A 25,154-nucleotide genomic window follows, 5' to 3' on the forward strand; every position below is an offset into this window, starting at 1 on the left:
CCCCATGCTGTCCCGATTGAAGTTCATCTTCGATGGCGGCCTGACCGTCGCCAATGCGCTGGAGAAGTCGATCGCCGTCTACGGCGAAGATTTCGAAGTGCTGCGTTTCTCCGGCTCGCTGGAGCGTTTCGGCGTCGGCGGACGGGCCATCACCGCCGGACAGCTGCGCCGGCTGTCGGACCGGCTGTCGCAGACCCTGCTCGACCTGGGCCTGAAACGCTACGACCGGGTCGCGATCTATCTCGACAACGGCGTCGAGTACCTGATCTATTCGCTGGCGATTATGCGCGCCGGCGCGATCACCGTGCCGATCAACGGCGGCATGCGCGCCGAAGACCTCAACGCCTACCTCGACTACACCGGCGCGCGCCTGGTCTTCATCGACCGCGAGCGGCTGCCGCGACTGGACGCGGGCGCACTGGCGCAGGGCCGCCGCGTCGCCATCGTCACCGACGCGGTGCAAGCCGGTGACGCCGGCAGCGTGGCCCTCAGCGACTGCCTGGCGCCGCGCGCCGACGGCTTCGCGCCGGTGCGAATGCATCAGCACGACGATGTGATGATCGTCCACACCTCCGGCACCACCGGCTTCCCCAAGGGCGTGCTGCACGGTTCCTACAGCCTGGTCCGCGCCACCAAGGGCCAGCTGATGATCCAGCCGATCACCCGCAACAACCGCATCCTGCTGGCCTCGCCGACCAACCACCACATCACCCAGGCCAGCATCGTCAGCTGCCTCGCCGCCGGCGTGCCCGGTTACGTGCCGGCGAAGGAAACCCCCGAGCAACTGCTGTCGATCATCGAACGCGAGCGCTGCTCGCTGATCCTGTCCTTCCCCGACGTCTACCAGGGCATGTGCGACGCCGGCCTGTCGCGCTTCGACCTGTCCCACGTCAAGGCCTGGATGGCCGGCGGCGACTCCAGCCACGAAGTGCACATCCGCCAGCTCACCGCGCACGGCGCGATGGCGCGGGTGTTCGGCAAGCGCCTGCTGAGCTCGATGTACCTGGAGTTCTTCGGCACCTCCGAGGTCGGCTTCGCCGCCTTGATGAAGGTCAGCTTTTCCTTCACCAAGCGCTTCGACCGTTATGTCGGCAAGCCGACCATGGTCAGCCCCAAGGTCAAGATCGCCGACGAAGACGGCCGCGCGCTGCCGGTCGGCCAACCGGGCCGCCTGATGGTCAAGGGCCCGACCCTGTTCAAGGGCTATTGGAACGCCCACGACCGTTTGCACGGCGTGCATTTCGACGGCTGGTGGTGGACCGGCGACGTCGCGGTCAAGACCCGCGGCGGCGGTTACTACCACCTCGACCGCGAAGTGGATTCGATCCGCGTCGGCGACGGCCGCGTCTATTCGCTGCAGTGGGAGGAACGCATCCTCAAGCACCCGGCGGTGGCCGACGTGGCGGTGGTCGAGCTGAGCCGTGCCGACCGCAGCACCGGCGCCGGCGCGGTCATCGAATGCCGCCCCGGCCAGCCGACCGACGCCAGCGCCTTCGAGGCCTGGCTGCGCCAACAGGTGCCCGGCTACGACGGCCTGCGTATCGAAGTGCTGCCGCCCGGCGAGCAACTGCCGCGCGGGCTCACCGGCAAGGTGCTCAAGCGCCACGTCCGCGAACGCTACGCGTCCGTGCCTGCCACGGCGCCCGCCGTAACGCCCGCCACAGCCCCCGCCTCGATCTGACCTTCCCATCACTTCACCGACAAGGACTTCCGCATGAGCAGCACCGTTACCGCCATCGCCGACGCCCACGCCGCGCCGTTCGACTACGCCCCCGGCTCGATCGACTTCCCCGACCTGCCCAACGTGCCGGAAGAGTATCGCCACGAGCTGATCCGGCTGATGGCGATCCAGGCCTATTCCGAAGAAAAGGCCGCCACCGAAGGCATCGAGTGGATCGCCAACGCGCCCGACTACAAGCGTCGCCGCGTGTTCGCCAAGATCATCGCCGAGGAAGCGCGCCATAGTTATCTGATCTATAACCTGCTCGAGCGCATGGGCGTTCCGGAAAAGCAGGCCATCGCCATCGCCGAAGGCCGCGCCCACCGGCCGATGCACGACGCCTCGCTGGAGGGCCCGCTCAGCGTCGGCGACGAGAGCAACGAGTGGATCGACATCATGTTGAACCACATGTTCCTGGACCGCGCCGGCAAGTTCATGGTCGGCAACTTCTGCGAAGCCAGCTTCAAGCCCTGGGCCGAAGCCAACCAGACCATCCTGCGCGAGGAGCGCGGCCACATCGGCTTCGGCTTCGCCGAGCTGCGCACCTACCTGGCCGAAAAGGGCGAGACCAACGAAGCGCGGATCAAGATCTCCAACTGGTACGCCAAGGGCCTGAACTTCTTCGGCCCGCCGTCGACCTCGCGCGGCGCGCGGCTCAGCGCTTACGGCCTCAAGCGCAAGGACAACGAGACTCTGCGCAACGAGTTCCGCGCCGAAGTCGAGGACGTGTTCAACGAACTCGGCCGCCAGGACTTGATCGAGCTGGAGAAGAACGACTTCCCCTACCGCTCCGGCAACGAGGGCTGAGCCCATGGCGCCGACGACCTCTCGCGACTTTCGCCTTGGACGCTTCAATCAGATCTACGCTCAACTCAACCTGATCTGCAACGCCAATTCCTGCGACTGGATCGAGCTGGACTCGGCGCCCGACCTCGCCCTGCTGAAGCGGGCGATCGAGCACACCATCGACCGTCATCCGCGCGCGCGCTCGGTCCAGTACCAGCGCGGCGTGATCCTGGGCTGGCGTCATCTGGCCCAGCGGTTGCCGATCGAAATCGAACAGCGCAGCAGCATCAACGTCGAGCCGGCGCGGCTGCGCGCGGAGTTGCTCGGCAATGCCTGGAACGAACGCGTGCCGACCCGCGGCGGCCACCCGTTCCGCTTCATCTACACCCGCACGCCCGAGAAACACATCCTGCAGTTCCTCACCAGCCACACCTTCACCGACGGCAAGGCCGCGCAGTTGTTCTCCGGCGACATCGCCGAGGCCTACGGCCGCCTCTCGGCGGGGCTGCCGCTCGACCCGGAAGTGATCGACCTGCCCGAGCACAACCACGACCGCCTGTTCCTGGCCAAGCTGCGCGGCGCCGAGGCGCTGCGCCTGGCCTGGAAGGGTGTGGCCGGTTTCTTCCACGACCTGGTCATGCCGGCAGGGCGTCTGCTCATCTCCGGCAAGCGCAGCGGCGAGACCGACGTGCTGATGATCGAGTTGCCGGCGCCGATGCTGGAGGCGCTCAAGGCCGCCGGCGCGCGCCGCGGCAGCACCATCCATCCGCTGTTGTTGCTCGCTCTGCTGCGCACCGCGCAGGCCGATGCCGGCCGCCAGGGCAAGCGCCTCAAGCACGGCCTGCGCATCGTCGACAACTTCAGCCTGCGCCGCTTCGTCGACGACCCGCGCGTGCACAAGCTGTACGACTGCGTGGCCGTGCCGTATACGCTGGAACTGGACCCGAACGAAGACGACGAGGCGGTGATCCAGCGCGCCAACACGCGCCTGGACGCACTCAAGAGCGGCGAGATCCTGTCCGAGCTGTACCGCTTCCGCCTGCTGTTCCAAAGCTCGCTGCTGCTGCCGAAGGCGGCGACGATCCGTTTCGCCGCCAACGTGCTGACCCGGGCCAACCTGATCTGCACCAACGTCGGCCCGATCGACACCCGCCTGGAGCACTTCGGCCCGATCCCGGTGCGCACCTATTACTCGTTCCCGCAGTTGTTCCCGCCGGGCGAGGTGATGGTGCAGGTCAGCGCCTTCCGCGGCCATCTGCGCCTGGTCTACCTCTACGACAAGGGCCAGATGAACGAGGCGCAGATGCGCGAGCGCTTCGTCTATCCGCTGATCGCCGAGCTGAGCCGGATCACCGGTGCGAGCTCCCTTCCCGAACACATCGCCGCCCACGGCTGAGCCCCCATGCGCCCCCTGATCCTCCGCATCCTCGCCTACCCGCGCACCTGCCTGATCCTGTTGCTGGCGTTGCTGGTGTTGTCCGGCCTGGCCCTGACCCAGCTGCGCTTCGACAACACGCCCGACTCGTTCTTCATGCAAGACGACCCGGAGCTGATCAAGTACACCCAGTACAAGGCGGACTTCGGCAGCGACGAATACAGCTTCCTGGTGCTCGATGCGCCGGTGCAGTGGACGCCGGCCTTCATCGCCAACGTGCGCGATCTCGGCGCGCGCATCGAGGCGATGGACAACGTCAACAAGGTCACCACCCTCGCCAACGTGCGCCACATCGCCAGCGTCGACGGCGGCGGCCTCGACGTCGGCCCCTTCCTCGGCGAAGACCTCGACGCGGCGGCTCTGGCGGCCAAGCGCAGCGAGGCCCTGGCCCATCCCTACTACCGCAACTTCCTGATCAGCGGCAACGGCCGTCACCTCGGCATCCTGGCCGAGACCGGGGTCAGGCCTGGCGAGATCGTCTACAAGATCGAGCTGGCCAAGAAGATCCGCGCGCTGGCGCAGGCTCCGGAGTTCAAGCGCTTGAACATGCGCGTGGTCGGCGCGCCGATCATCGACGCCGACGTGTTCACCATCATCAACCGCGAAAGCGCGATCTTCGGCACGCTGTCCTTCATCCTGGTCTCGGTCGGGTTCTGGCTGATCTTCCGCTCTTGGGCGGTCGCCTTGCTGCCGCTGGTGGTTGCGTCCTTGTCGATCGTGGTGGCGATGGCAGTCAGCGCCGTGATCGGCGCGCCGATCGGCATGCTCACCGCGATCATTCCCTCGTTCCTGATCTCGGTCGGAGTCGGTTCCAGCATCTTCCTGCTCGCCGAGGTCTATCGCCAGTACGCCGCCGGCGGCGACCTGCGCGCGGCTATCGTCGAAGGCTTCAGCCACTCGGCAGGCGCCAGCGCCTTGTCGGTGCTGACCACTGCCGGCGCGCTGCTGTCGTTCTCGTGGTCGGAGATCCGGCCGGTGCAGGGCATCGGCATCTCGATGGCGGCGGGGTTGGTCGCGTCCTTGCTGATCGGCTGGCTGCTGATCCCGCTGGCGCTGAGCCGTTTTCGTTTATTGCCGGATGCGCAGCGCGCGGCGCGTTTGCTCGACGGCCGCGTGCGCGGCATGCACTGGCTCGCCGACTTCGTGACCCGGCGCTGGCGCCTGCTGTTGCTGGTGCTGGCCGGGCTGATCGCGGTCGCCGGCTTCGGCGTCGCCCGCGTCACCACCGACTACTACTACGTCGGCCTGTTCAAGCCCCACACCGACATCTACCGCTCCTACACTTACGTCGACCAGACCCTGCGCGGCGCCGCCTCGATGGAGCTGATCGTCGACAGCGCCGGCGTCGGCGGCGAGTCGATCAAGGACCCGGCGGTGCTCAAGCGCATGCGCGAGCTGCAGGACCGGCTGGAAGCGCGCTACGGCGCCCTCGGCCTGAAGACTTACAGCATCGCCGACGTGGTGATGGAGATCAGCCAGGCCCTGCACGAAGGCGACAAGGCCGCCTACCGCATCCCGGACTCGCGCGCCGAGGTGGCCGAGTCGCTGATCCTGTTCGAGTCCTCCGGCACCGACGAGCTGACCCGTCTGGTCACCGGCGACTACGCCAAGGCGCGCATCAACCTGCGCATGAAGTACCGGCCCGATTCGCAGTACCAGCCGCTGTTCCGCGACATCCAGGCCGAAGCCGAACGGATCCTGCGCGAGACGCCGCAGATCAGATCGATCGAAACCACCGGCGTGGTGCCGCTGTGGTCGCGCCTGACCAACTACCTGGCCAGCAACGAGATCCGCAGCATCGGCCTGTCGTTCTTCGTGGTGCTGACGGTGATGGTGCTGGTGTTCCGCTCGGCCACGCTCGGCCTGACCATGGCCTTGTGCAACCTGGTGCCGGTGGCCATCGCCCTGGCGGTGATGGGCTTCGGCGGCGTGTTCCTGGACCCGTTCACCCTGCTGGTGTCGGCGATCGCAATCGGCATCCTCGACGACGACACCCTGCATTTCGTCAAGACCGTCGTCGACCACTACCGCCGCAAGCACGACATGGCCGCGGCCTTGCGCGACACCTTCGCCAGCACCGGCCTGGCGATGCTGCTGCTGTCGAGCGTGCTGGTGCTCGGCTTCGTCATCTACATGCTGTCGGAAGTGCAAAGCCTGGCCAAGTTCGGCGGCGTCACCGCGCTGGCGATCGGCGTCGGCGCGCTGTGCGAGTTCCTGTTCACGCCCGCGGTGCTGATGGGCCTGGAGCGCGTCGGCCTGTTGCGCCACCTGTTGCCGCGCGAAGCCGACGGCGCCTCGTCGACCCACACGATCCAGGAGACCCCATGATCCGTCCCCTCACCCTGCGCCTTGCCGGCGCGGCGCTCGCGGGCGTCGCTGCTGCAATTATTTCCTTGGCCGCGCCGGCCCAGGACGGCGCCAAACCGAGCGCGCAACAGATCTTCGAACGCAGCAGCGCGACCGAGAAAGTCGCCGACTGGCAGGCCGACAGCCAGCTCGGCATCCGCCAGGGCGAACGCGTGCGCAACCGCGGCGGCGTGGTCTACAACAAGCTGCAAACCGACGCGGTCGACAGCCATCGCCTGTTCCGCTTCGCCACGCCGGCCGACGTCGCCGGCACCGCGGTGCTGGTGCACGAGAACGCCGCCAGCCAGGACGACCTGTGGATCTATTTCCCCAGCATGGGCAAGACCCGGCGCATCCTGGCCTCGAACAAGAAAGACAGCTTCATGGGCTCGGACTTCGCCTACGCCGACCTGATGGCCCAGGATAGCGCCGATTTCACCCATACCCTGCTCGCCGACGAGCCCTGCGCCAACGCGACCTGCTACGTGGTGCAGTCGGTGCCGCGCGATGCCAAGACTGCGGCCTCGCTCGGCTATTCCAAGCTCGTCGCGACCGTGCGCAAAAGCGATTTCGCCGCAGTATCGGTACGTTACTTCGACAAGTCCGGGCAGGAGTTCAAGCGCCAGACCATCTCCGGCCATGTCGCCGTCGCCAACCAGCCCGGCAAGCTCATCGCCACCCGCCGCGAGATGGTCGCGGCCAAGGGCGGCCGCAGCTCGGTGTTGACCCTGAAGAACGTCAACAGCAACCGCGCCCTGCGCGAAGACCTCTTCATCGAATCGCGCCTGGGCCAGTGATGCGCCGTATGACCCTCGCCGCCGCCGTCGCCGCTGCGTCCTGCGCTTCGCTGCCGGCGATGGCGCAGGCCGGCGTGGACGTCGTCGCGCCGGCCGAGGCCGCCGCAGAGTCCGCGCCAGAGCAAGCCGCCACCGAAGACGTTCCCGAGAATGCTGTCGACGGCGTGCGCTGGAGCGGGACCGCCTCCGGCGCCGCGCTGGCCGCCAGCGGCAGCCGCGACCTCGACGATGTCGGCTCGCGCCTCGGCCTGGCGGCGCGGCTGCGCAGCGAACTGCGCGGCGAGGCCTGGCGCGGCTTGATCGAAGCCGTGGGCGGCACCCGTCAGCTCGCTTATGACGACGCGCCGGTGTTGCGCCAGGGCTTCGTCGAATACACCCACGGCCCGCTGCAGCTACGCGCAGGGCGGCAAATCGTCGTCTGGGGGCGCGCCGACCGCCTCAACCCGACCGACAATCTTTCCCCGCGTGATATGCGCGCGCTGGTCAGCGACATCGACGAAGACCGTATCGGCACCGATCTGCTCTCGGCGCGCCTGCAGTTGCACGAACGCTGGTCGCTGGCGGCGCTGCACCTACCGAAGTTGCGCGCGAGCATCCTGCCGGCCTCGCTGTGGAAGCCGGTCCCTTCGTTGCATGGCGACCGCATCCGCGCGCCGGGGTCGACCGATGCGCTGCGCCTGGACTACGCCGGCAACGGCCTCGATGCCTCGCTCAGCGTCGTGCGCGGTTACTCCATCCTGCCCGCCTTCGCCTATGCCGCCGGCCCGCAGTTGGCGCAGGCGGAAGTGCGCGTGCTCGGCGCCGACTTCAGCGTTTCGCTCGGCGAGCATTGGGGGCTGCGCGGCGAACTGGCCGACACTCGCTTCGAGGGGCCACCGCCGCCGGGCCTCGGCGATCATTTCTATGCCGTGCTCGGCCTCGAGCGCCATTTCGACGGCGGCTGGCTCGGCCTGGCCCAGTACGTACACCGGCGCGCCGAGCGAACCCGTTCGCCCGTCGCGCAGCCGGACTTCGTACTGCGCGCCAATCGCGCAGTCTGGTTCCAGAACCACGCCGACAGCGATGCGCTCTACCTCGGCCTGACCCGCGCGCCGCTGGAAGGCGACCTCAGCGGCGACATCGGCTTGCTGCAGACCACCCACGGTCGCGGCCGCGCCTGGTTCGCCAATCTCGAATACCGACTCGACGATCGCTGGAGCCTGCTCGCGCGCTGGCAACACTTCACCGGCCCGGCCGACTCCGATCTCGGCGCGCTGCGCAAGGACCGCCTGATGCTGCTGGAACTGCGCCGCACCTGGGGTTGGCAACGATGATCTGGCTCGACGGCCATCTGGTGGATGCCGAGCACGCCAAGGTCTCGGTGTTCGACCGCGGCTTTCTCTATGGCGACGGCTTGTTCGAAACCTTGCCGGTCTACGACGGCATGCCCTTCTTGCTCGACGAACATCTGCGGCGGCTCCAGGACGGCGCGCGCGCCTTGCGCTACCTCGACCCACCGTCCGAACAGCACTGGCGCGCGGCCGCGGCCGCGGTGATCGGCGCCTGCAAGGAGCCGTCCTCGACCCTGCGCCTGTGGATGAGCCGCGGCCGCAGCGCCGGCTTGTCCTGCAGCGGCGCGCATCGGCCGACCTGGGTCGCCGCCTGCCTGCCGGCGCGTTACTACGAGCCGCATATCCACGAGCAGGGCACGACCCTGTTCGCGAGCGAGCGCATTCACCTCCTGCCGGATCAGTCACCGACCGCCTGCAAGCACGCGAACTACCTCGGCTCGATCCTGGCCTTCGACGAGGCGCAGACCCACGCCGCCGACGAAGCGCTGCTGTGCAACGCGCGCGGCCAGGTCTGCGAAGGCGCCTACAGCAACCTGTTCTTCGTGCTCGACGGCGAACTGATCACCCCGCCCTTGAGCGAGGGCCCGCTCGCCGGCATCGCCCGCGCCTGCGTGCTGTCACTGGCCGCCGCGCTGGGCCTGCGCCATGCCGAACGTCCGCTGGCCTACGCGCGGCTCGGCGACACTGAAGAAGCCTTCATGACCAATTCCCTGATCGGCCTGGCGCCGATCCGCCGCGTCGTCGACGCGCGCGGCACCGTGGCCGAATGGGCCCCCGGGCCGATCACGCGCCGCCTCGGCGCGGCCTATGCCGACCTCGTCCGCAAACGCACCGGTGCGGCCTGGCCGCCCGTCCACCGCCCTTCCCACACAACGCAACGATCCTAAAGGAACGCCATGCACGTCATCGAAGACATCCATGCCCGCCCGGACGCGCCGCCCGCGCTGTGGGACGACCTGTTCCCGCCGGGCCTGCTGCTCGAACTGGAGCGCCATCCCTTTCTGCGCCGTTGCCGCGAAGGCGAGCGCGCACTGGAAATGCTGCGTGCGTTCCTGGTCCAGCACAGCTATTACTCGGAAAACTTCACCCGCTATCTGTGCGCGCTGATGTCGCGCATGCCGAGCAACGAGGACGTGCGCGCGCTGGCGATGAACCTGGTCGAGGAAACCGGTCTCGACCGGCCCCATGCGGTCACCCACGCCGAGTTGTACCGCCGCTGCCTGGGCGAGATCAGCGTGCAGCCGCGCAGTGCGCCGATCCTGGGGGAAACCACGGCGCTGATCGAAAGCATGTTCCACTATTGCCGCTCGCCCGACCCGCTCGACGGCCTGGCGGCCCTGTGCCTGGGCGCCGAAGCGATCGTGCCGACCTTATACGGCGGCATCCTCGACGGCCTGCGCGCGGCCGGCTACAGCAACGAGCAACTGCACTTCTTCGTCCTGCACGTCAGCGAGGACGAAGACCACGCCCTGGTCATGCGCGACATCATCAACCGCCTGCTGCAGGACCACCCGCACCGCCGCGCCAAGGTCGTCGCCGTCGGCGAAGACATGATCCGCCTGCGCATGAGCCTGCTCGATGCCGTGCTGGCAAGGCATCCGGCGGTGCATGGTTGAGGGGCGAACGGGGAGATGCCCGTAGGTCTCTCCTGCTCACTGCCGACTCGACGACGAACCAGTGCGCTTCGGCTGTCGACAACGCGGTGGCCGCCGCCTGGAAAACAGGGCGCCGCGAACCCGATCACCGCGGGCACAACACGCTGTCGTTCCGCCCCGATACACGCCGGAGCGGAAGCGACCTACTTGCTGGACCGATGGCCGTAGCTGAGGACGCGGGTGATCTTCCAGTCGCCGCCCTGCTTGCTCCAGACGATGGTGAAATCGGCCAGGCCGTCGCAGTTGCCGCTGGAAAACTGGCAGAACCGGTGCGAGCCCATTTCGATGGCGCCGAAATCCTTGATCGGATAGACCGTCACCGAACCGGGAATGAGTTCGCGCCGGAATTTGCCGCAGACGTACTTCTCGGTATTTGCCAGCATCTCCTGCCGGGACCAAGTCACGCCTCCGGTGTCGTGATAGAACTCGACGTCCTGCGAGAAATAGTCGGCGTGCTTCTGCAGCTTATCGGGCGCACTGCAGTGATTGAAGGCGTCGAATACGGCCCAGTCCAAAGCCATGATCGTGCCGAGCAAGCGACTGTCCGCAGGCTGCGCGTCGCTCGAAGCCGCAGGCGCCGACAGCGTCATCGTCGCGGCGACCATGAAGGCGCCGATCAGTTTTCCGATAATTCTCACGCAAGTCCTTGCAGTAGGTTGACGGCCTGGGCATTCGAGCGGGCTGGGCCGTAGCCGCTCCGTCCAGGAAGATCGCTGGCATTCGCCTCGATGACCCGGCCTCCCCGGCCGGACCCGCACGCGGTCGCGGGCGTTTGCCGGACCCGTCATCGTCGATGCGGTGGAGCATAGGAGCTATCGCCGGGTCCGGATCGGCCGATGCGACGAAACCGGGCCCTTGGCGACGAAAGCGGGGTGGGAAGGGACGAACCCAGGATCACAGGACATCGCCGGGCGGCCTGCCAGGGCATGCCGGGGCATCGCGGCCTCGATGCGACCGCACCGAGGCTTGCCGGGCCGCCTTACCCTCGCACTATCACATCGTCATCGCGTTCTGAGTCCGCTGCTGGGTCTGCTGCTGGCCCTGCTGCTCGCGCTCGTAGGCCAACTGGTTCAAGCCCACGGTGCTCTGCTCCAGGCTCTGCTGTTTCGCGCCTTCGACCGGCACCCAGACGTAGTTGGCGTTTCGGGGATCGCCTTCGATCGCGAACAGCTTGGACCTGTCCTGGTTGTCGGTCGCTACCGCGTCGATGCAGGCAAGATTGAAATTCTTCGCCGCCAAGGTCAGCGTGCCCGCGGCGTTCTTGCGTTCGGATTCGCTCATGCCCTGGCCCACGTTCGAGTTCTCCAGGCAGCCCAAGGCTTGCTGGTACAGATCGTTGTCGCGATGGCCCGGTTGGTCCACCCGCGTCTCCGGCACCCGATAGTTCCGACCCAGCGACTGCAACTCGCTGATCGTCTCGGCCGACAGCTCCTCGTCTTCGTCGTCGCTGGCGATCAGACCGTCGAACTCTCCCGGCTGCTCGGGCTCTTCGTCGTCGCGGTAGCCGCCATCCTCGCTCATCTCGTATTCGTGCGAGCTGTTGACGCTGCGGCCGACCAGACGCAGGTTGCTGGTCTCGTTGTAGCCGTCCAGCGCGTCGGCCTTGCTGAGCCCGTCGGGTCCGCCGTGCTCTTCCATCTTCCTGGCAAGCAGCTCGAACGGAATCTCGTGGTCGATATCCAGCGCGTCGCGGGTGCACAACTGTCCGGAGGCGGCGCAGTAGAACAGCGGCACCGGGACCATCTTGCCGCTGGTCGGGCTCTTCAAGGTCACCGTGTCGACATGCGACTCCTCCAGTTTCGACTCATACCACTTGCCCAACACCGCAGCGTCGAAACTCAGGCCCTTGCGGCCGTCGTCGGCCGACCACGGCTGCTCCATGGTCGTGCGCTTGCGCTTGGCGCCGTCGTTGTCGGGATCGAAACCGGGGCGGTCGGCGTCGGCATCGAAACCGAAGCGCTTCTCGACCCAGCCCTGCCACTGCGGCGAATCGGCGCCGTGTTCTTCGAGGATCCGGAACGCGGCCTCGCGCGCACGGTTGACCGGCGCCGGCAGCAGGCGCAGGTTGCTGGTGTCGTTGTAGGCCATGTGCGCGTCGGCGTGGCTGGCCACTTTCAAGGTATCGAAGTGGTCCTTCCATTGATCGACATGGTCGATATCCAAGGCATCCGCGCTGTGCCAGGTGTCGGTCTCGGCATGGTGGTACAGCAGCAACGAACCGGCGTCGGGCACGGTCACGCCCTGCGGCGACATGTTTTTCTGCGCCCAGTCGTTGTGCATGTACTCCGAGGTCGAGTCGTAGAAACCGAGGCCGGAGCGCGTATCGCTGTCCTTCCAGGTCCGGTTCTGCAAGGTGTCCCCGTGTTTGGTCGGCGACTCGTTTTCCCAATGCACGAGCGTGACCTTTTCGCCGCTGCTCAAGGTCTTTTCTTCTAATCGAAAGCCCATCTCGCCTCTCCTGGTCGGGGGGCGCCCCAGCGCCCGCGCCGCGAACCGGGCGCAGGCCCCGGCCACAGCTGAACGACCTCAATTACGCAAAACCGAGCGCAGGCCGGCCAACGTCCGCCATCGACGCGGTGAGCGCTTGCTGGCCGCAGGTCTCGGCACTCGCGGTCCGGCGTTTCTGAATGGGCAGCGGCCGCCGCGTGCGGCTACGCCTGCAAAGGCGTATTCAACAACGAGCGCGCAATCCATTGCCCCCTTTGAAGAAGGGGCAAGCGCCCGACGCAAGCACGAGGTCGACCGCTTCGTCAGCGCGAGGGATTTGCTTGCGCGACAACGTAGACCATCGGCATCCATCAGTGCCTCAATCACGGCCGTCATTTCGCGGCGTCGACCTTCACCCGGTCGAATGGCCATCGTTTCGAGCACACGCCGGCACCGCGGAAACGAGCGCACGAGACAACGATAGCGAATCGCTTTCCCGGCTCACCGCCATCGGATTTTTCGTCGCTGTCGTCGAGCGTATCGACCAGAATCGATGCGAGCGTTTGCGATTACTCGACCGCTCGTCGCCTGCCGCAAACGCGGATTACGTCGCTTCGCGGCCCACCGATTCGCCCGATATTTGACCGAACGCAAGTTCGTTCCGGTGAATCGCTTGCAGTTTCGAATCCCGCTGGCGCGACCATGGCCGCCTCGCCGTTGCGGCGGCGTTTCACCTTGACAATCGCCGGCCCGCGGAGGATCCGACAGCCAACCGCCGTTGCAACCGTCGTCCGGCGCCGATCCCCGATGCATGGAGATTGCGCCTGTCTCCTACCGCCCGAGCAGCGTCCGATCCCGGTGCGGTAATCGCTTGTTTTCCACACAGCGTGAACGCGGCCCTCGCCGAGGGCCGCCCCTGCCAAGGAGAGTCCCATGGCTTTAGAGATCGCTTCCGGAACCGTGCGCCCCGGCAAGACCTTCGCCCACCAGTTCGCCAACAACATCGCCGCCTACGTGGTGGGCATCCGCTCGTTCAACCTCAGCTACGGCACCAGCAGCGATCACTGGATCCGCACCGCCAGCATCAGCCTGTCGCCGAGCGCCAGCGGGCAACAGCTGTCGGTCAACGTCGACGCGACCTTGGTCGACTCCAGCGGCAACAGCATGGACGTCGACGATTCCTATATCGAACTGGTGGCGCTGGCCTGGACCGGCGCGGCCGATTCGCAACTGTTGTTCACCAACGTCGACGGCGTGTCCAACGGCAGCAGCAGCCAGTCCTATCCGATCCCGGGCACGACCACGCTGATCGACACCGCGGCGCTGGCCGGCTTCGATCTGTCGTACGGCAACTCGAATCACCAGATCCTGCACATCGCCGCGCGCGCCGGCGTATCGACATCCTCCAACGGCGTAGCGGTGACCTCCGCCGCCTCGATGTACGACGGCCACGGCAACAACGTATCCACCGCGACCGTCGACGGCGGCCTGATCGTCAATTGCGATTCCTCGCTGAACATCCAAGCGGTCACCCTGCCGAACCTGCAGAACGATTCCAGCGATACGCGGATTTCATTCAACAATAACTACAACAGCTTCCTGTTGCTGCTCACCGGCTTCCAGGTGCAGTTCAATGGCAGCACCGATCACAACGTCCGCTCGTTCGGCGCCGGCTTGATCCTGGGCAACTCCGGCCAGGGCTATGCCGAGGTCAACGGTTCGGCCTGGATGCAGGACAACAGCGGCAATCACCAGAGCGACGGCAACAGCTACGCCAGCGGCATCATCATCGGTTACACCAGCACCATCTCGTGAGATCCGCGGCGCGCCACGCGCGCGCCGAGCGGCCGTTCGCGACGACAGCTCGTACGGCCCGCCGCAGGCGCCCTACTCACTGCAGGGCGTCTGCGGACAGCACACCGGCCGTCGCCTCGCCCGCCACGCACTAACCGAAACCGTCTCGCGCCACGCCGCGAACGCTGGCCGCGCGCACCTCCAGGGAGAACACCATGGCCAGTCCGTCCGGCACCAGCGCACCGAGCATTCGCACCTTCCAGATGGACGCCAGCAGCGTCGGCGTGCTCAAGAACAGCGTCAACCTGTTTCGCGGCGACGTGAACTACACCCAGGACCTGTTCTCGCTGCCGGGGCGCAGCAACAACGACGGCCTGCAGATCCAGCTGACGATGCAGTACCAGAGCAACGTCAATCAACAGGCGATGACCTGGAACCGCGACCAGCCCACCGGCGTGCTCGGCATGGGTTGGACGCTGCCGTTGGCGCAGATCCGCATGGACGACGGCAACTGCCCCACCCCGGGCCAGCGCAATTACACCTTGTCGGTGAGCGGCAACGCCAGCGCGATCGTGTTCGACCCGACCGCACCGCCGTTGTTCTCCATGGACCCGACCCTGGCCTCCCAGCTCCAGGGCGGCCAGGCCGTGCCGGCGGCGATCCGCAACGAGTTCGTCTCGCGCGGATTGCCCTTGTCCGCCACGGCCGTGGTCGTCGTCGACGGCAACGATGCGTGGACCTTGCAGGACGATGCGCTGGAGCAGGAGTTCGCGCTCAGCCTGGGCGATGCCCTAGTCGCCGCCGACGGCGGCGAGGCCTACCAACTGGCCAGCTACCGATTCTGGAAGGTGCTGTATTACCCTCGCTACGAGCGCTGGTGCGTCACCAACGATTCGGGCCAGCGCATGTCGTTCGGCGGCGGCGTCGCCGCGACCGACGCCGGCTACGCGACCAGCGCCGGCAACAGCATCGAATGGGGCGTGCAGTGGACCGACGCCAACGGTCACGCGCTGTGGCAGGGCAACAGCAGCCTCGCCCAAGGCCAGCGCCAGTTCGCCCGCGCCTGGCACCTGCAGCGCGTCTACAGCATCTTCGGCGAGTCGGTGACCTACGCGTACAACTGTTTCGAGCGCAACGCCGCGGGCTTGCTCGACCAGGTCGAACAACTGGTGGCCGAGGGCGGCAAGCCCTACACCAAGGCCTGCTACCTCGGCCTGATCAACGACGTGTTCGGCCGCAGCGTGGTGTTCAACTACGGGCAAAAACTGTGGAGCGATGCCACGCCTTCCAGCCCTCGCGAGTACGACGACCCGCACAAGGCTGTCCCCAATACCGACCCTAACGGTTTCCAGGACTGCTACGAGACCTTGTATCTGGCATCCATCGACGTGTTGCAGCCGAGCGGCGCGCCGTTGTTCGCGGTCGAGTTCGAGTACCAGCCCTTGCCCGGCTCGCCGGTGGCCAATGTCGCAGGCACCTCCGGAGATACCTGCAAGCGCCTGCTCACTTCGATGACGCTCAGCAACGCCGACGGCGACTCCTTGCCGGGCTATCGCTACGGCTACGTGCTCGACGGCGGGTCGGACGGCAATCTCGGCGCGCTCAACCGCATCGTCTGGCCCAGCGGCGGCAGCGCGAGCTACGAGTACACCCAGCAAGCGCTGGCGATCTGCGACCGCACCCTGCCCGCCGGCCCGCCGCCGCAGATGCCGAACGGTTCCAACGCGCGGGTGTGGTTCGGCCCCGACTACGCCGTGGTGCTGTGGTGCAACGACGGCCAAGGCAGTCTGTCGATGCAGGTCTACACCTGGAACGGCCAATGGACGGTGTGGCCGCCGGAGGGCAACTCGCCGCTGCTGCTCGACGGTAGCCAGGGGCAGACCACCTCGAACCGATTGTCGGTGCAGGCGAGCCAGGACTTCATCGCCGTTTCGTATCTGACCAGCACCACCACCAATCTGCATTTGTTCCGCCAGGACATGGCGAGCCCCGGCCGATGGATCGCCGCTTCGGGCGGCCAGGGCTCGGGCGGCCTCAACTCGCCGACCTGGAGCTGGAACAACAGCAACGGCAGCGTGCAGATCCTGGCCGGCGATTCCTTCGCCTTCGCGGTGCAGTCCAACTCCGCCAAACAGACCTGCGATACGGTGAGGTTCAGCTGGTACTGGCCGGGGCAGAACTGGAACTACCAGCAGCAGTCCGGCTTGAGCTACCGCTGGTTCGCCAGCGGCCACGACTACGTCGCCAGCGTGGACATCGGCGCCAACGTCAATCTGGATTGGCTCGACGCCAGCGGCCAGTGGCACTCGGCAACGCCGCTGGCACTCGGCTTCTCCATCTCCAGCATCGATTCGATCGCGCTGGCCGGCGACGCCTCCCTGCTGGCGATCTCGCATCTGTTGGTCGCCGGCACCAACCGCAACAACTACGACCTGTGGCTGGTGCAGTGGAACGATCAATACCAGTTCGCCCAGCCGGCGACGAAGTTCTCGTGCACGGATAATTTTTCCGCCCAGCACCCGACCTCGTGGGCACCGACCACCGTCGCCAATTCGATGGTCTGCGTGGCCGCGAACGTGGCCCGCTTCGACGGCGCCAGCTGGTCGATCAACAGCGCGATGGTGCCGGTGGGCACCACCAACGCCGAACAGCGCTACGGCTACGGCCCCGACTACGTCGTGCAGGTGTTGGTGCAGAGCAATGGCATGCCCTCGGCGCAGGTGCTCGGCTACGACCCCACCGCCGACGCCTTCGGCGCACCCGCCAGCGTCGGCGGACTCAGCATTCCGAACAGCCATGCCGCGACCGCCAACTGGGTCGGCGCCGGCAGTCCGGACTATCTGGCGATCGGCACCCAGCTGTTCTTCCGCGGCGTCGCCACCGATTGGGGCGACGCCGTCGCCACCAGCATCGCCGACCTGCAAACCCTGATCGACACCGCGGCGCCGGGGCAGGGCCCGTATGTGCTCAATTCGGCCTCGCTGCTCAACCAGGGACCGACCTTCATCGCCTGCTCGCTCTACGACCAGGGCGTTCCGGGCGGCACCGCAAGCGCCACCTCGGCCTTCGTGTTGCGCAACGGCGCAGTCTTCGGCGGTGCCCAGGTGCTCGGCGAACAGGCGATGTGGACCGCGCAACAGCAGGGCGAGGGCGCCGGCACCTGGCCCGGCGGGCCGATGGCGTTCTTCACTTATCCGGGCAGCGCCGGCAGCCTCGACGCCGCCACCAGCGTCAACCTCAATCGCTATGCCGGCAACGGCATTCTCGGCCCGATCCAGGATTGGCCGGTCGGCAGCATCGCCCTCGACGACGGCCTGTCGGAGTCTTCGACCACGGCCTACGTGTTCGATGCGAGCAGCGCCGCCTGCGACGCCACCGGCAGCATCGTCAAGTACTACCAATCCACGGTCTATCCCGATGGCGACGCGGCCGACAGCGCCAACGGCTGCGTCGTCAGCCGTTACTTGAACGGCAACCAGATCGTCACCGGCGACGACTGGTACGGCATGCTCGACGGCCTGCTCTACAGCGTGACCGCGCTCGACGCGAGCGGCAGCGAGGTCGGCTCGATCACCAATCAATGGACCGCCTATGTGCAACGCGCCGGCGACCCGACCGATCCGGGCGTGCCGGTGCGAACGCTGTACGGCGCCTACGTGGTGCAGACCGCGCAGCAGAAACTGGCCGACGGCGTGGCCTCCAGCCGGACCACCTCCTATGTCCCCGCGGGTCTGTCCGCGCCCTATTCCGGCCAACCGGTCAGCGTCCAGTCCAGCGTCGTCGACGGCTCCGGCAACAGCGAGGTCGACACCATCGACTACCGTTATGCCTGCGACGCCTATGCGGTCAGCTGCACGCTCAACGATCTGACCTCCAAGATCGAACAACGCACCACCCAGGCAGGCGTCACCACCTCGGTCTCGGCGATGGCGTTGTCGACCTGGCCGACGCTGTGGGATGGCGTGAGCACGCTCGCCGAAGCCGCCGATTTCGGCTGGACCGCCGGCAGCGATGCGTTTCCGTTCGCCGATTGGACGCCGGGACAGATACCGGCGGGTTGGCAGGCGCTGAGCCTGATCCAGACGCGCGCGGCCGACGGCACGGTGTTGCAGAACGCCGACGGTGCAGGCGTCACCAGTGCCACCACCTATTCCGCCGATGGCGACGGCCTGCCGATCGCCGTGTTCCGTGGCGCCGTCGCCGGCGAGTGCGCCTGGTGCGGCTTCCAGACGTACGAAAGCACCGATGGCTGGCAGTTGAGCGGCACGCAGGCCGATCCGCAACAAGCCTGGCTCGGCGAACAAAGCCTGTCGCTGGCGGTCGCCGGCAGCGTCTCCACCACGGTGACGCCGAGCGCTGGCCGAACCGCTTACCGGTTCGCGCTGCGCTATCTGACCGCACCCGGTTACGACGGCGGCAGCGGCGCGATCACCGTCACCGCGGGCGCGACTTCGTCTTCCTTCGATTTGCCCGACACCCAGGGCGAATGGAGCTACCTCAGCGACATCGTCGCTTTGCCCCAGGGCTGCGACAGCGTCGGCTTGGCGATCGCCAATCCAGGCAACGGCGCGGTACTGCTCGACGGCGTGCTGCTGATTCCGGTGGGCTGCGATATCACCGTGCAATCCTGGCAGGCCTCTACGCGGCTGTTGCTCGCGAGCATGAACCTCGCCGGCGCCTGCGATTTCATCCGTTACGACCGCTTCGCCCAGACCCTCGGCGCGGTCGGTGCCGACGGCCAATGGCAGGAATTGGACCTGCGTTTCCTGTCGCGCCTGGGCAATGCCGAGGACGTTTTCGACGACGCCAGCCCCAATTGCGAACTCACCTTGCAGTTCGCCCAGGGCGGCAACACCGAAACCTTCCGCAACGGCAACGATTGGCAGACCCGTTGGGCGCCCAGCGATGCCGCCGACTGGCAATGCAGCAACGGCACCCTGCTGAAACAAAACACCACGCCCGCGACCCTGACCTGGCAGGGCGGAAACCAGCCCGACTCGGTGGCCTTCTTCATCGAACTCAAGCCCCTGGCCGCGCCCGCCGGCACCCTGGCGCTGCAATTCGGCGGCGGCGAACGCATCGCCTGGAGCGCCGCCGCGGGCTGGACCTGGACGCTGGCCGACGGCAGCGCGGGGCCCGCGCCGCTGGCATCGGCGCCGGGCCTGGGCCGGCAATGGTTGCTGCTGCTCGGCGGCGGCCAATCCCTGTTCTTCGTCGACGGCCAAGTGGTGTTCAGCGCGGCCGCCGCCACCACACCCGCGCAAGGGTTCGCGTTCGACACCGGCCCCAACGCGCTGCGCATCAGCCAACTCGGATTCGGCGCCGATCCACGCACGCTGCTGACGTACAACGACGGCGCCGCGCGGCTGCGCCAGACCCAGCAGCGCAACGGCGGCGACAGCCTCGTCGCCGCCTCCGTGTACGACGGGCTGGACCGTCTGCTCGCCGGCACCAAGGCGGCACCGGGCAGCTTCGGCAGCGGCGCGCAGGCGCCGATGCTGACCTACCGGCCCGCCTTCCTGGATGTCGCGGCCTTCCTTGCGGCAACCTCGGACAGCTGGCTCATGCAAGGCGACGTGGCCGATTACTACGCCGGGCAAAGCGACAACGGCGGCACGCGCTCGAACGATCAAGGCTATCCGTACTACGGCTCGCGCTACGAAACGGCGGCGACCTCGCGCGCGGTGGAGGGCGGCCAGCCGGGATTGCAACTGGCCATCCACGACCTCCTCAGCATTCCGGAATCGCAGCGCCAGACCATACGCACCGCCTACGGCGCCAGCACTGTGACCGATCCGGTTCCGCCGGGAAGTTTCTACGCGACCACCAGCCTCTCGCCCGGCGGATACAGCGCGCGGCAATTGGTCGACACCAGCCAGCGCGCGACCGCGATGGTGCAATCGGGGCAGTCGGGCCAGCAGGCCGGACAGAGCCTCGCCTTGCCCGGCTATGCCGATGCCGGCGCCGCGGCGACGACGATCTCGCTGCAACTGCCGAACGCATTCACCACGGCGCCGCAATCGGACCCGAGCGCTTATGTGCGCACCACCGTGGTCGATCCGCTCGGACAAGTGGCGAGCTATCAGGACTCCGACACCGGCCAGACCCAGGTGCTCTACAACGGCAAGGGCCAACTGCGGTTCGTCCAGCCTGCGCTCGATTCCGGTCAACAGTATTTGCTGTATCGCCGCTACGACTCGCTCGGCCGCGTGCTCGAAGAAGGCGTGCTCGAAGCGGCCTGGGATCCGGCCGCGTTGAGCCCCTACCTCGATGACCCCGCCTGGCCCGCCGCGGCCGACGGTGCCGTGCCCGGACGCGTCTATCGTTATGACGGCGATGGCAGCGACCCCAATGCACTCGGGCAGTTGGTGGAAACGACCACCTATAACCCGGATCCCGGCGATGGCCTGGGCGCCTGCACCGTGGTCGAGTCCTGGAGCTACGACGGGCTCGGTCGCGCGATCACCGCGCGCCTGCAGATCGACGGCGCCGCGAGCCAGGATGCGACGGTGGGCTTCGCCTACAACAACCTCAACGAAGTGGTGCGCATCGACCTGCCCGACGGCGCGCCGCTGCCGGCCATCGTCTACGTCTACGACGACCTCGGCCGCATCGTCTCGATCGGCACCCCCGACGCGCCCGATGCCATCGCCCGCTACACCTGGACCGCCAACGGCCAGTTGCAGACGGCGGTCCGCGGCGCGCTGTCGGAACTGTGGAACTACGATTCGCCCGGCTGCGTGACCCTGCACCAGGCCAGCGTCGGCGGCGCGGTCGCATTCGCGCAATCCTTCAGCTACACCCCCGACCGCCTGGTGCAACAGCGCACCACCCAGTTGGCCACCGCGATCGCTACGGGCACGCGCCAGACCAACTACGTCTACGACGGCCAGCAACGCCTGGCGACGGCCACGGTGGTGTCGGGCGACACCGGCAACCTGAGCATCGACAGCATCGACGCGAACGGCAACATCTGGGCCTCCACCGCCGATGGGGTAACGCTGTCGACACCGTGCACCCCCGGCAACAACCGGCTGGCCGCGGCGACTTTCGGCAGCGGCCCCGCCGCGGCCTTCCAGTACCACGCCGACGGCGCGCCCTCGCAATGGCGCGGCCTGGACATCGGCTACGACCCCTGCTTGTTCTCGACCGCAACCGTCGCCTCGCCGGGTTTCGACACCATCCGCTACGCACGCGGCATGAACAACCATTGCGCGCTGCGGCAACAAGGCGCCACGCGCCAGATCTGCTTCTACGGCGCCGGCTCGGCCCCGCTGATGGTCTGGAACGGCGACGCGCTGCAGGTCTGCGTCTGGGGTCCGGGCGGACTGGTCGCGGTGCACGACGGCGCCCTGCGCTATCCGGTCAACGATTATCAGCAAAGCGTCTGGGCGGTATTCGACGCCGCCGGCAACGCACAGCACGCATTCGACTACGCGCCGTTCGGCGCGGTGTTGTCCAGTGCGAGCTCCGCTGCGAGTGAGTGGAACCTGTTGTTCGCCGGCAAGCGATACGACTCCGACAGCGGTCTCTACGACTTCGGCGCACGCCTGTACGACCCGTCGCTGATGCGTTTCCTCGCCCCGGATGCGGCGCGCCAGTTCGCCAGCCCCTACCTGTTCGCCAGCGACAACCCGCTCAACTACGTCGACCCGACCGGCAACATCTCGCTGTGGGCCCAGGTCGGCATCGGCGTGGCCATGGTCGCCGTCGCCGTGGGCGGACTGGCGCTCAGCGTGGTGACCGACGGCGCCGCCGCGCCGGAGGCGATCGATGCCGAGATCGACCTGGCCGGCGCCGGCGGCGCCACCGATGTCGCCGCGGGCGCCGGCGCCGATGCCGTCGATGCCTCGGTCCCGCTCAAGACCGCCACCGCGGTGGCCCGCAACGCGCTCAGCGTGGTCGTCAATTCCGCGTCCAGCGCCATCTCCGGCGCCGGCATGCAGGGGCTGGAGTACGACGCCATGCACGGCCGCGACTTCACCGCCAAAGGCTTTTTCTCGGCGATGGGCGTCGGCGCGCTCAGCGGCGCGGTCACCGGCGGGTTCAACGGCCTGGCGTCGATGCCGGCGGCGATGGGCGATGCCGCCGCCTGGGGCACGGCCAAGACGATCGCCTTCCGCACCCTGACCCGCGCCGCGACCGGGTTCGTCGGCTCGGCGGTTTCGGAGGTCATCACCGATGCCGTCACCGGCAAGAAGATCACCGCCAGCGACGTGCTGCTGAGCGCGGCCGAGGGCATGGTCGAAGGCGCCGCGGTGAGCATGTACAACGGCTTCACCAGCCTCAGCCCCGCCAACAGCGCGATCACCAGCGAGTCCAGCCGTCTGGTCAAGGCCAGCAACTCCTGGAACAACCTGCTGCAGAGCGCGCAGAAACTCGCCACGACGCAAGAAGCCGTGGTCGGCTACATCGCCGGCGGCTGGCTGTTGGCATCGGGCTACGCCGTGTGGGGAGTCGCCACCGCCACCAAGGGCCGCGGCCAATCGGGCGGCGGCTGATCTCGGCCGCGCCGAACAGGGACCGGCGATACTCCCTGTTCGGCGGCAGTCTCCATCGCGGGCATCGGCGCCGCGGGCGTTCGCCGATGCGGCGCTCCCTATCCGCCGCATCGATGCTTACCGCAGTCGCGCGGCCCCTGGCCCGCGTCGCCGAATCGCAAGCACCGCGGGCGATTCGCGGCAGAAACGAGCGCTGCACGGCGCACCGACTCATCGTCGATCCGGCGCGCGTCGGCAACGCATCCTGGGGCAATCCCTACTGGGGTAGGCCCTAGTTTTGCGAGCCTTCATCATTACGTAACCTGCGCCGGAATCCTCGACAGCTTCCCCCGGAGCAGACTCATGGAACTGAGCAACGCCAATTTCTACGCCTACCAGCCGGTCAACCTGCCGGCCGAAATCGATCACGAGAAGGCCGCCAAGGCCAACGCCACCGAAACGCCGTTCGTGCAAGGCGAGGGCGACAGCAACGCCATCGATCCCAACGACGTCAATCAGGACGGCTACGGCAGCTGCGCGGTGTTGTCGACGATCAAGTCGATCGCGGCGCAGAACCCGGACGTGCTCAAGAACATGATCCGCGACAACGGCGACGGCACCTATACCGTCACCTTCAAGGAATACGACAACGGCTTCTTCGGCATCGGCTCCGGTTGGGATAAGAAGGAAGTGACCGTCGCCGGCCCGTTCGACGGCAAGGCCGCCGACATCGGCGACATGGGCAAGGACGGTCAGGGCGAAGTGTGGCCGGCGATCATCGAGAAGGCCTACGCGCAGTATGCCGATGGCGGCTACAAGACCTACGACGACGGCGAGAGCCCGGCCGACGTGCAGGAAGCCATCCTGGGCCGCGACTCGAGCACCGAAAGCCCGTCCGAGTACGACTCCAGCGAGCTCAGCGACAAGCTGAAGAACGGCGATGCCGTGGTCGCCTGGACCGCCGGCTCGGACGGCTGGAACGACGAACAGAAGAAGCTGGCCGCCGACTACGGCGCGGTCGGCGGTCACGCTTACCGGGTCGAGGACGTCTACACCGACGCCGACGGCAACACCCGCATCAAGCTCGACAATCCCTGGGGACACAGCGACGTCGACATGCCGTACAGCGATTACCAGAAGCTGTACCACGAAGTGAATTCGACGCCGACCAAGTAAGCACCCCTGCTGAATCCGCGCGCAAGCCGCACACCCGTGCGGCTTGCGCGTTCCTGGGCCAAGTGCTTACATGCCGTTGCCGTTCCCATCCAGGCGATCACGCAGATGAACAACAGACTTTTCCTGGCCGTCACGGCCGCGATACTGGGTCTTGCGCTGTTATCCCGCGTCGACGCGCACGAGTATCCACACGCCGCCAAGAAGGCAGGAGCCAGCATGAGCGACAGCATCCAGATCATCCAGGGCCGCACCGCCTCGCACAGCACTACGCGACTCGGCCTGGTCAACGTCTTCGACCGCCATGACGTGCGCCTGGACGTATGGAGCGAGGACAAGCGCTGGCTCGGCAAACTCAAGCTCAAGCGTTCGGACGTATTCCCGGTGGCCGGCGGTTTCCTGCGCGTGCAGGACGTGGGCAACGACGGCCAGCGCGACAACGTGTCGCTGGTCGAATTCAGCGCGCCGGGCATCGATGCACCCGCGAACAAGTCGCTGGTCCTGGTCGAAGGCGGCGAACTGGTCATCGGCGAGCAGGCCCTGCGCATCGTCGCCCTCGATCGCGACAACGTCAGCGTCGAGACCTGGCCGAAGCTGCATCCGCGCGACGTGGTCGATGCCGTCAAGGTCCACCGCCACGACATCGCCCGCGACGGCGAGCTGAAGCTCGACACCGGTTCGCTGCGCGTCGTGCGCCTGCAACCGCGCGCCGGCGAGATGCTGGGCTTCGTCGAACTCGTCCAGCCCTGATTCGAAGCCGTAGGCGACCGCGCGCTTGCGGTCGCCAGTGAGCTGCCTGCAAAGGCCCGAGCCTTCGGCTCGGGCCTTTTCTTTGGCTGTCGCTGTCGCTGTTGCTGTTGCTGTTGCTGTTGCTGTTGCTGTGCGTAGCTTAAGACTCGCGAAGGCAGACGAAGACCCGGAGGGCGGCCCGCAAGGATGCGGGCCGTTTTTCATCGGGACATGGATGTCCCGTATGAAAAAGCCCTGCGTATGCATCGCTCGTGCGGGCCCTTGATTCAAAGAAAAGCATTTTTCTTTGGTTACCTTTGACCGAAGGGAATCCAGACGGACTTTTGTTGCTTATGACAAAAGAAAGTAACCCGCCGCTTTAGTGGCGGAAGCTCTTATCGTTTGATCTAGATATTGATCTTGCTTGAGCGAAACGCCGCAAACCCGTTACAGCGCGGTCGCGGCTTGCGCCGCTCCTACC

Annotated in this window: 14 protein-coding genes; 12 read left to right on the forward strand and 2 right to left on the reverse strand. The window is 66.9% G+C overall.

The genetic code is table 11. From position 1 onward, the window contains the following. The first annotated feature begins 4 nt into the window (after positions 1-4). From LC490_RS16030 to LC490_RS16065, 8 genes are read left to right on the forward strand one after another with little or no spacing between them, the layout of a single operon-like run. Entirely contained in the window at positions 5-1,681 is a 1,677-nt protein-coding gene (locus LC490_RS16030) for a class I adenylate-forming enzyme family protein (protein ID WP_223620824.1), read from the forward strand. A gap of 33 nt (positions 1,682-1,714) precedes the next feature. Continuing rightward, on the forward strand, positions 1,715-2,527 hold the full coding sequence (locus tag LC490_RS16035) for a Phenylacetic acid catabolic protein (RefSeq protein WP_031371215.1): 813 nt from the start codon (positions 1,715-1,717) through the stop codon (positions 2,525-2,527). A gap of 4 nt (positions 2,528-2,531) precedes the next feature. Continuing rightward, a complete protein-coding gene (locus LC490_RS16040) occupies positions 2,532-3,902 on the forward strand; it encodes a hypothetical protein (protein WP_223620825.1) in 1,371 nt (456 codons plus the stop codon). Between the two features lie 6 nt (positions 3,903-3,908). Continuing rightward, a complete protein-coding gene (locus LC490_RS16045) occupies positions 3,909-6,269 on the forward strand; it encodes an MMPL family transporter (protein WP_223620826.1) in 2,361 nt (786 codons plus the stop codon). Then, positions 6,266-7,084, forward strand: a complete 819-nt coding sequence (locus LC490_RS16050; protein ID WP_223620827.1) for an outer membrane lipoprotein-sorting protein — start codon at positions 6,266-6,268, stop codon at positions 7,082-7,084. The genes LC490_RS16045 and LC490_RS16050 overlap by 4 nt, the downstream gene beginning before the upstream one ends. Before the next feature lie 8 nt (positions 7,085-7,092). Next, complete coding sequence (locus LC490_RS16055; protein ID WP_223620828.1) at positions 7,093-8,397, forward strand: DUF1302 family protein; 1,305 nt, start codon at positions 7,093-7,095, stop codon at positions 8,395-8,397. Then, positions 8,394-9,302, forward strand: coding sequence for an aminotransferase class IV (locus LC490_RS16060; protein WP_031371220.1), 909 nt, complete (start codon positions 8,394-8,396; stop codon positions 9,300-9,302). Before LC490_RS16055 ends, LC490_RS16060 begins: the two co-directional genes overlap by 4 nt. A 9-nt stretch (positions 9,303-9,311) precedes the next feature. Continuing rightward, positions 9,312-10,031, forward strand: coding sequence for an iron-containing redox enzyme family protein (locus tag LC490_RS16065; RefSeq protein WP_223620829.1), 720 nt, complete (start codon positions 9,312-9,314; stop codon positions 10,029-10,031). Positions 10,032-10,213: 182 nt separating this feature from the next. On the opposite strand, the gene LC490_RS16070 is transcribed toward LC490_RS16065, so the two are convergent. Further along, the gene (locus LC490_RS16070) at positions 10,214-10,708 is read right to left on the reverse strand and encodes a nuclear transport factor 2 family protein (RefSeq protein WP_223620830.1); all 495 of its coding nucleotides are present in this window, start codon (positions 10,706-10,708) and stop codon (positions 10,214-10,216) included. A gap of 355 nt (positions 10,709-11,063) precedes the next feature. After that, complete coding sequence (locus tag LC490_RS16075; RefSeq protein ID WP_223620831.1) at positions 11,064-12,518, reverse strand: HNH/ENDO VII family nuclease; 1,455 nt, start codon at positions 12,516-12,518, stop codon at positions 11,064-11,066. A 912-nt stretch (positions 12,519-13,430) separates the two neighbouring features. On the opposite strand from LC490_RS16075, the gene LC490_RS16080 reads away from it, so the two are divergent. The 4 genes from LC490_RS16080 to LC490_RS16095 all read left to right on the forward strand — a co-directional run bounded on the left by LC490_RS16080 (position 13,431) and on the right by LC490_RS16095 (position 24,694). Beyond that, on the forward strand, positions 13,431-14,312 hold the full coding sequence (locus tag LC490_RS16080) for a hypothetical protein (RefSeq protein ID WP_152566134.1): 882 nt from the start codon (positions 13,431-13,433) through the stop codon (positions 14,310-14,312). Between the two features lie 194 nt (positions 14,313-14,506). After that, positions 14,507-22,792 carry an RHS repeat-associated core domain-containing protein gene (locus LC490_RS16085; RefSeq protein ID WP_223620832.1) on the forward strand — a complete coding sequence of 2,762 codons (8,286 nt, stop codon included), beginning with the start codon at positions 14,507-14,509 and terminating at the stop codon, positions 22,790-22,792. Positions 22,793-23,134: 342 nt separating this feature from the next. Further along, complete coding sequence (locus LC490_RS16090; protein ID WP_031371226.1) at positions 23,135-23,947, forward strand: C2 family cysteine protease; 813 nt, start codon at positions 23,135-23,137, stop codon at positions 23,945-23,947. A 216-nt stretch (positions 23,948-24,163) separates the two neighbouring features. Then, complete coding sequence (locus LC490_RS16095) at positions 24,164-24,694, forward strand: hypothetical protein (protein WP_223620833.1); 531 nt, start codon at positions 24,164-24,166, stop codon at positions 24,692-24,694. The last annotated feature ends 460 nt before the right edge of the window (positions 24,695-25,154 follow it).

Source organism: Lysobacter sp. ESA13C, assembly GCF_019970005.1.
Classification (GTDB): domain Bacteria; phylum Pseudomonadota; class Gammaproteobacteria; order Xanthomonadales; family Xanthomonadaceae; genus Lysobacter; species Lysobacter antibioticus_B.

Coding starts and splice junctions, on each gene's coding strand:
- LC490_RS16030 (WP_223620824.1), top strand. CDS start 5: ATGCTGTCCCGATTGAAGTTCATCTTCGATGGCGGCCTGACCGTCGCC.
- LC490_RS16090 (WP_031371226.1), top strand. CDS start 23,135: ATGGAACTGAGCAACGCCAATTTCTACGCCTACCAGCCGGTCAACCTG.
- LC490_RS16065 (WP_223620829.1), top strand. CDS start 9,312: ATGCACGTCATCGAAGACATCCATGCCCGCCCGGACGCGCCGCCCGCG.
- LC490_RS16050 (WP_223620827.1), top strand. CDS start 6,266: ATGATCCGTCCCCTCACCCTGCGCCTTGCCGGCGCGGCGCTCGCGGGC.
- LC490_RS16040 (WP_223620825.1), top strand. CDS start 2,532: ATGGCGCCGACGACCTCTCGCGACTTTCGCCTTGGACGCTTCAATCAG.
- LC490_RS16060 (WP_031371220.1), top strand. CDS start 8,394: ATGATCTGGCTCGACGGCCATCTGGTGGATGCCGAGCACGCCAAGGTC.
- LC490_RS16055 (WP_223620828.1), top strand. CDS start 7,093: ATGACCCTCGCCGCCGCCGTCGCCGCTGCGTCCTGCGCTTCGCTGCCG.
- LC490_RS16080 (WP_152566134.1), top strand. CDS start 13,431: ATGGCTTTAGAGATCGCTTCCGGAACCGTGCGCCCCGGCAAGACCTTC.
- LC490_RS16085 (WP_223620832.1), top strand. CDS start 14,507: ATGGCCAGTCCGTCCGGCACCAGCGCACCGAGCATTCGCACCTTCCAG.
- LC490_RS16075 (WP_223620831.1), bottom strand. CDS start 12,518: ATGGGCTTTCGATTAGAAGAAAAGACCTTGAGCAGCGGCGAAAAGGTC.
- LC490_RS16045 (WP_223620826.1), top strand. CDS start 3,909: ATGCGCCCCCTGATCCTCCGCATCCTCGCCTACCCGCGCACCTGCCTG.
- LC490_RS16035 (WP_031371215.1), top strand. CDS start 1,715: ATGAGCAGCACCGTTACCGCCATCGCCGACGCCCACGCCGCGCCGTTC.
- LC490_RS16095 (WP_223620833.1), top strand. CDS start 24,164: ATGAGCGACAGCATCCAGATCATCCAGGGCCGCACCGCCTCGCACAGC.